Raw genomic sequence first — 6,000 nt, 5'->3', positions numbered from 1 at the left:
GTGGCCGTCGGCGCGGGTGAAGGCGGCGTCCACCAGCAGTGCTTCGTTCTCACCGGTGACGAGGGTGGCCGTCTTGTTCTTGCTGCCGGCCGGGAAGTCGAGGTCGAGGACCTTGAAGGAGAGAGTGCTCATGCGTGCTTCCTCGGGTGAAGGGTGATGGTCGGGGAAATCGCCTCGCGGCAAGGTGTACGGCGTGAACCGGGCCGGGGCGGGCAGCCCGGGTCGAGCAGGGGTTCAGCCTTGGGTGCCCTGCTGGTACGAGGGCAGCGCGGCCTCTGCTCGAGCGCGTTCTTGAGGGAGTCGTCCTGCCCGGACCTGTCGCCACCGGTAAGGACGAGCCGGCCGCCTTCGGTCACGGCCTGCCGGTACAGCGCCCGCAACTGGGCCTCCCCGCTTGAGCCGGTCCGCTCGGCGGGGGAGGAGGTGGCGGCGTCCGCCGAAGTGGGCGCCGTGGACAGGCCGGACGCGAGGGCACCGCCGATGGGAGCTACGACGCCGAAGGCGGCCAGGACGCGCTTTCCCATGGGGCGGACTCCACATCTGTGGGGTGGACACGGCCAAGTATCTGCCGACGCAGACAATATATCTGCCGCAACAGATATTGCAATAGCAGATTCTTCCGCTCACGTCCTTCTGTCATCCTTGAGGAGTGAACGAGCAACTGCTGAACGACGACGACGTGACACTCTTCGGTCTCTTCGTGGAGGCCCACAGCCGTATAAAGCCCCTGGTGAACCGCGATCTCGACATACCGCACACCTGGTTCGAAGTGCTGCTGCGACTGGGCCGCACCCCCGGCCACCAGCTCCGTATGACGGACCTGGCAGAGGCCGTGTCCTTCAGCTCGGGCGGCTTCACCCGGCTCGCCGACCGTATGGAGAAGGAAGGACTCATCCGCCGCGACCCCGATCCCGCCGACCGACGAGCCGCACTCGCCGTACTGACCGACAAGGGCGGTCAGGCGCTCGACCACGCACTGACCGCCCACGTCTCCCACCTGCGCAACCACCTCGCCGGACCCCTCTCAGCCGAGGACCGCCGCCACCTCGAGCGCATCCTGCGCACGCTCCGCGACGCGAACGCGTGAGCGAGTCATCGCGACGCGGTGGGGCGCGGTGGGGCGAGCAAACGGAGTGCCCGGTACGTGGCAGGTCGTGGACGGTGGGTGCGGAGCGGTCGAGGGCGGCTGTGTACTGCTCGGATCGTTGCCGGGTCCGGGCATGCCGTCAGCGACGGGCGTCGTGGAACGGCGTTACGGAAGCACCGTGGCCGAACGCCTCGCGAACACCTTGAACACCCTCTGTCCTGCGGGGCAGTTGGGAACGTGGACTCCACCGCACCCGACACCCGCGCCGAGACGGCGGCCAGGTCAGCGGCGCCTGGGAGGCGGCCGACGGTGCCCGCGCCCGGGCGGTGTTCGCCGCCGTGCACGACGGCGGACCGGCACGGGACTGACGGGCGGGGCCCCGGCCTCTAGAACATGCCGTTGCCGTTGGCCGAGGTCTCCGGGACGTTCTGGATGATGTCCCAGTGCTCGACGATCTTGCCGTTCCGCACCCGGAACAGGTCCAGGATCGCCGCGCCCCTGTCTCCCGGATAGTTGACGTAGTGGCTGTGGACGGCCACCAGGTCGCCCTCGGCGATGATCCGCTTCGGGGTGACCGTCAGCTGCGGTGCCGAGGCGAAGTAACCGCCGAGGCCGGCCTTCGCGGCGGGCACACCGCTCTGCATCTGCGTGTTGTGCTGGAGGTAGCCGGGGTCCCAGTAGCGGTCGAGAGCGGTCAGGTCCTTGTGGACGATGAGCTCGTCGAAGGCCTTGGTGACCAGCGCCTGGTTGGCCTGGGTGAGCCGGTGGTCCAGGGGCTGCGACACCTGCGGTGAACTCAGCGTGGAGAACATGTCGTTGCCGCTGGCCGTGGTGTCCGGCACGTTCTGGATGACGTCCCAGTGCTCGGCCAGCTTCCCGCCCTGGAAGCGGAAGATGTCGATGACGGCCGCACCCTTGGTGCCCGGGACCAGCACCACGTTGGAGTGGAGCAGCACGAGGTCGCCCTGGGAGATGACCCGCTTGACGTTGTACCGGGCGTCGGGGAACTGCTGGTGGATCGAGGTGGCCAGGGCCTTGAGGCCCGCCGCCCCGTCGGCCGCGGTCGGGTTGTGCTGGATGTAGTCCGGCCGTACGTAGCGGTCGATGACCAAGGTGTCACCGTGTTCGAACACCCTCTTGGTGACGGCGATGGCGACGGCCTCCTGGTAGCCGAGGCGGGCGGCATCGCCGTAGCCGCCACGGCCGTCGCGGTCGCCCTGACCATGCGCCGCGTGCCCGGCGGCCGGGCCGTGCGGGGCCGCCACGGCGGGTACGGCGGCCGCGCCCAGGACCGCGGCGGCGGCGAGGACGGCGACGACGGCTCTGCGGGCGGGGGTGGTGGGGGCGGTAGGGGACATGGTGCGCTCCAAACGTCTCATGCGTGCGGAACCGAGAAGTAATTTGAAACTTCAAACTCTGCATCGGCAGATAATCACCGCGAGAGAGCCCATGTCAACCGTCTTTGCCGCCCCTTGGCGCTCCCTGACCCTCCTCGACACCCTCGCCTGGAGCGCACTCGAGCCGTGGGCCAGGTGGTCATGAGGTACACAGCTCGGACGCACGGGACTCAAGGCCGGCCGACTGGTCCTCGGCACCATGAACTTCGGACCGCAGACGAACGAGGGCGACGGCCACGCGATCATGGACGCGGCGTACGGCTGGGGCGAGAACAAGGGCAGGCGCCCTCGGAGTTGGCGCTGAACAGGGCCGGCTTCACCCCGTTGGCCTTAGGTGGAGGCGCCGTCCTTCTCCGGGTGGGCGTGGGCCCTGCCGTAACTGACCTCCATCGTGCGGTTGGTACGTCAGTTGTTGTCGTGTCGCTCCAGTCCGGCGACGCCGTCGACGGACTGCGCGCCCAAGGTCCGAAAGCTGTTGCGCCTGAGGGGGGCGTGGATCATGGGGTGGTCATCCTCGTGTGTTCCAGACGAGGGGGGCTTTGCGGATCCAGGTGTCGTCCTCGATCGTCTGGACGAGGAACTGGGCGAGGTCGGCGCGGTTGATCCGTGCGCCGGGCTTTTCGGTGCCGGCCTCGGCGGCCCGTACGGGGCCGCTGAGGGGCTTGTCGGTGAGGGTGACGGCGCGGGCCAGGGTCCAGTCGATGCCGGACAAGGCGCGGAGGACCTGGTCGACGCCGGTGTGGTCCTCGAAGCCCGCCTTGATGTTCGACAGGTTGATGAACGCCTTGACCAGCGGGTTGAGCCGGGCCCAGTCGTCGCCGGCGCCCTGCGTGGACGTCAGCACGATGCGTCGTATGCCCTGTTCGCCCATGACGGTGAGCGTTTTGCGGGTGGCGTCGGTCATGAACATCGGCGGGCTGACCGGCTTGGCCCACGGGTTGTCGGAGGCGCGGGAGTTGTTCAGCGCACTGATCACCGCCTGGGTGCCTTCGGCGGCCTTGCGGATGTCGTCGATGTTCGCGGGGGTGCCCTGGATCAGTTCGACGCCGGCCGGTGCCTGCACTTCGTCGGGGTTGCGGACGAGGGCGCGGACGCGGTGGCCGCGCCGGGCCGCGTGCTCCAGGACGTGGGCGCCGGCGCGTCCGCTGCCGCCGAGGACAAGGAAGTTGCTCATGGTGTTCCAAAGCCTTTCGGGCAGTTCGGGGCTGGATCAGGCGGCCTGTCGGCCGGTCAGGGCAGAGCCCAGGCGGCGGGCCTCGTCGTGCGCCTTGGTCATGGACGCCTCGTGCACCGGCAGCAGCGGGGCCATCATCGGCACGTACGGGGCCATGGTCAGTTCGGGCAGGACCGTCGTCAGGTCGAGGCCGAGGTTGGTCGGGTGGCCCAGGACGGTTTCCAGCGTCGGCACCAGGTGGTCCATGCCCTCCTTCGGGGCGCCGGGGCCGTAGCCGCCGCCCCGTGCGGAGATCAGCACGCCGGGGCGGCCGAGGGTGGGAGGGGGTCCGTCGAAGCTCAGGGTGCGCCCGGCGACCATGATCTGGTCCAGCCACGCCTTGAACACGGACGGCATCGTGAGGTTGTACATCGGCACGGTGAACAGGTAGGCGCCCGCGCCGAGGAACTCCTCGATCAGCTCGTCCTGGACCGCCGCGGCCTTCGCCTGCTCAGGGGTGCGCTCGGCGGGGTCGGTGGTGCGGGCGGTGATGCCCGCCGCGCTGAGGTGCGGGGCGGGGGAGGCGGCCAGGTCACGGTGGACGACCGGGCCCTTCCACTGGTCACGGAAGGACCGGGCCACCTGACGGGAGACGGATGCCTCGCCGAGCGAGGAGGCGTCGATGTGCAGCAGGTAGGACATGGGGAAGTCAGCCTTTCGAAACGATCAAGGGTGGGTCGTGGGGTGGCCGGTGGAGGTCAGCTGCTGGCCGGTACGGCGCAGCCGTCGGGGCCGCAGACCGCAGCGTCGCCGCCGGTGCCGAGGGTGAGCGGGTGGGATGCGTCCCAGGCCGTGCGCAGCACGTCGAGAAGGCCGTCGCTGTCCTGCGCGCCGGGGATGCCGTACCTGCCGTCGACGACGATGAAGGGCGCGCCGGTGGCGCCCAGGCGCTGGGCGCGGGCGGCACCGGCGACCACCTGGCGCTGGTAGCGGTGCTCGGTGAGCGCCCGGCGGGTGCCCTCGCGGTCCAGAGCGATCTCCTGGCCCAGGTCGAGCAGGTCGTCCATGCTGAAGACAGGGCGGGCCTGGCCGAAGTAGGCGCGGAAGATCGCGTCCCAGGCTTCGCGGTTCTTGCCCTCGGCGGAGGCGTGGGCGAGGAACTCGTGCGCCAGGTCGGTGTTGCCGACCAGGTTGTCCAGCACCTTGTAGGGGCGGAGTCCCTCGGCCTCGGCCAGCGCCTCGATCCGGCGGGCGGACGCCTCGGCCTGGGAGCCGCCGATGCCGTGCCGTCGCAGCAGCGCGTCACGGACGCTGAACGTCTCCCCCACGGGGAAGGAACTGCCCAGCGGGAACGAGTGGTGGACAACCTCGACCTCATTGCCGTGCTCGAACCGCTCCACGGCCCGGTCCAGACGGTGGCTGCCCAGTCCGCACCAGGGACACGTGACCTCGGCCCAGATCTCGATCTTCATGACGCGACTCCCGTGCCTGCGCTTGATTCCTACGTTTTGTTCGTAGCGCCATGATGGGCCAGTATGGAAGTCGATACAAAAGGCACATCGGTGTTCGTGCCGGAGAGGAATGTGCGTCATGGAGGTCACCGGCAGTTCGGGCGGCGCGGCGGCGGTGGGGCCCTGTGCCGCCATCCCCGCCGAGCACATGGAGTTCATCCGGCAGGTCCTCGACCGCGTCGGCGACAAGTGGAGCCTGCTGCTCATCGCGGTGGTGGAGGCCGGCCCGCTGCGCTACACCGACCTACAGCGCCAGGTCCCCGGAATCTCCCAGCGGATGCTCACCCTCACGCTCCGCCAGCTCCGGGAGGACGGTCTGATCACCCGCACCGCATACGCGGAGGTTCCGCCGCGTGTCGAGTACTCCCTCACCCCGCTGGGGCGCGGCCTCCACGAGATCGTGACATCCCTGATCGGCTGGGCCGCCGACCACCATGACGAGATCCGCGAACACCGGGCCCGCGCCGCGGCACCAGCAGCCCGGTCCTGACCGCAGGATCAGCCCCGTCCGTACGTTCTCCCGCGGCCGTCGCACCAACGGGCCCGAGTTCGCGACCGATCCGGACGCCGACTGGTACGTACGCGAGGGCGACCACCGCGATCCGGACGCGCTGGTGCCCGACGCCATGCGCCGGCCGCCGCCGCCCGCCAGGAAGGGCAAAGCCAAGCCGCCTCCGGGCAAGAAGAAGACCTCGCTCAAGTAGAAGTACCGTCCTGCCCGTCGTCGCCCTCGACAAGCCCGGCCGGCGCGCCGCTTACAACGGTCTGAAGCTCCTCGACCGGCTCCAGGAACGGGGATACAAACCCGGCTGCCTTGCCAGGGCGCCATCCTCGTCGAGGGCCGCCGGTGCT

8 protein-coding genes and 2 pseudogenes are annotated in these 6,000 nt (G+C 69.6%); 4 read left to right on the top strand and 6 right to left on the bottom strand.

The window, feature by feature from the left end; all coding sequences use genetic code 11:
* Both IF54_RS44060 and IF54_RS0117710 read right to left on the bottom strand, forming a co-directional pair.
* Positions 1-132, bottom strand: a pseudogene (locus IF54_RS44060) (MBL fold metallo-hydrolase); the annotation flags it as partial.
* Complete coding sequence (locus IF54_RS0117710) at positions 129-524, bottom strand: hypothetical protein (RefSeq protein WP_030319634.1); 396 nt, start codon at positions 522-524, stop codon at positions 129-131. The pseudogene IF54_RS44060 and the gene IF54_RS0117710, both read right to left, overlap by 4 nt.
* Positions 525-649: 125 nt before the next feature.
* Between IF54_RS0117710 and IF54_RS0117705 the strand changes: the two genes are divergently transcribed.
* Positions 650-1,087 carry a MarR family winged helix-turn-helix transcriptional regulator gene (locus IF54_RS0117705; RefSeq protein ID WP_030319631.1) on the top strand — a complete coding sequence of 146 codons (438 nt, stop codon included), beginning with the start codon at positions 650-652 and terminating at the stop codon, positions 1,085-1,087.
* 386 nt (positions 1,088-1,473) lie between these two features.
* On the opposite strand, the gene IF54_RS0117700 is transcribed toward IF54_RS0117705, so the two are convergent.
* Positions 1,474-2,445, bottom strand: coding sequence for a nuclear transport factor 2 family protein (locus tag IF54_RS0117700; RefSeq protein WP_030319629.1), 972 nt, complete (start codon positions 2,443-2,445; stop codon positions 1,474-1,476).
* Positions 2,446-2,668: 223 nt separating this feature from the next.
* Between IF54_RS0117700 and IF54_RS44190 the strand changes: the two are divergent.
* Positions 2,669-2,767 (top strand): annotated as a pseudogene (locus IF54_RS44190) (aldo/keto reductase); the annotation flags it as partial.
* Between the two features lie 225 nt (positions 2,768-2,992).
* On the opposite strand, the gene IF54_RS0117690 reads toward IF54_RS44190, so the two are convergent.
* From IF54_RS0117690 to IF54_RS0117680, 3 genes are read right to left on the bottom strand one after another with little or no spacing between them, the layout of a single operon-like run.
* Positions 2,993-3,658 carry an NAD(P)-dependent oxidoreductase gene (locus IF54_RS0117690; RefSeq protein WP_030319625.1) on the bottom strand — a complete coding sequence of 222 codons (666 nt, stop codon included), beginning with the start codon at positions 3,656-3,658 and terminating at the stop codon, positions 2,993-2,995.
* A gap of 36 nt (positions 3,659-3,694) precedes the next feature.
* Positions 3,695-4,339: an FMN-dependent NADH-azoreductase gene (locus tag IF54_RS0117685; RefSeq protein WP_030319624.1), complete on the bottom strand. Its 645-nt coding sequence runs from the start codon at positions 4,337-4,339 to the stop codon at positions 3,695-3,697.
* 56 nt (positions 4,340-4,395) lie between these two features.
* Complete coding sequence (locus tag IF54_RS0117680; RefSeq protein ID WP_030319623.1) at positions 4,396-5,109, bottom strand: DsbA family oxidoreductase; 714 nt, start codon at positions 5,107-5,109, stop codon at positions 4,396-4,398.
* Between the two features lie 118 nt (positions 5,110-5,227).
* Between IF54_RS0117680 and IF54_RS0117675 the strand changes: the two genes are divergently transcribed.
* Entirely contained in the window at positions 5,228-5,638 is a 411-nt protein-coding gene (locus IF54_RS0117675; RefSeq protein WP_030319621.1) for a winged helix-turn-helix transcriptional regulator, read from the top strand.
* Entirely contained in the window at positions 5,583-5,852 is a 270-nt protein-coding gene (locus tag IF54_RS43410; protein ID WP_051735463.1) for a hypothetical protein, read from the top strand. Before IF54_RS0117675 ends, IF54_RS43410 begins: the two co-directional genes overlap by 56 nt.
* Positions 5,853-6,000: the final 148 nt, after the last annotated feature.

Source organism: Streptomyces sp. NRRL B-3229 (genome assembly GCF_000719505.1).
Taxonomy (GTDB): domain Bacteria; phylum Actinomycetota; class Actinomycetes; order Streptomycetales; family Streptomycetaceae; genus Streptomyces; species Streptomyces griseorubiginosus.
Note: the sequence above shows the minus strand (reverse complement) of the source record. Positions and strands in the feature narration are given on the sequence as shown.

Bases quoted from the DNA above. Each gene is read 5' to 3' on its own strand.
- IF54_RS0117710 (WP_030319634.1), bottom strand. From the start codon at position 524: ATGGGAAAGCGCGTCCTGGCCGCCTTCGGCGTCGTAGCTCCCATCGGC.
- IF54_RS0117690 (WP_030319625.1), bottom strand. From the start codon at position 3,658: ATGAGCAACTTCCTTGTCCTCGGCGGCAGCGGACGCGCCGGCGCCCAC.
- IF54_RS0117680 (WP_030319623.1), bottom strand. From the start codon at position 5,109: ATGAAGATCGAGATCTGGGCCGAGGTCACGTGTCCCTGGTGCGGACTG.
- IF54_RS0117685 (WP_030319624.1), bottom strand. From the start codon at position 4,339: ATGTCCTACCTGCTGCACATCGACGCCTCCTCGCTCGGCGAGGCATCC.
- IF54_RS0117700 (WP_030319629.1), bottom strand. From the start codon at position 2,445: ATGTCCCCTACCGCCCCCACCACCCCCGCCCGCAGAGCCGTCGTCGCC.
- IF54_RS43410 (WP_051735463.1), top strand. From the start codon at position 5,583: ATGACGAGATCCGCGAACACCGGGCCCGCGCCGCGGCACCAGCAGCCC.
- IF54_RS0117675 (WP_030319621.1), top strand. From the start codon at position 5,228: ATGGAGGTCACCGGCAGTTCGGGCGGCGCGGCGGCGGTGGGGCCCTGT.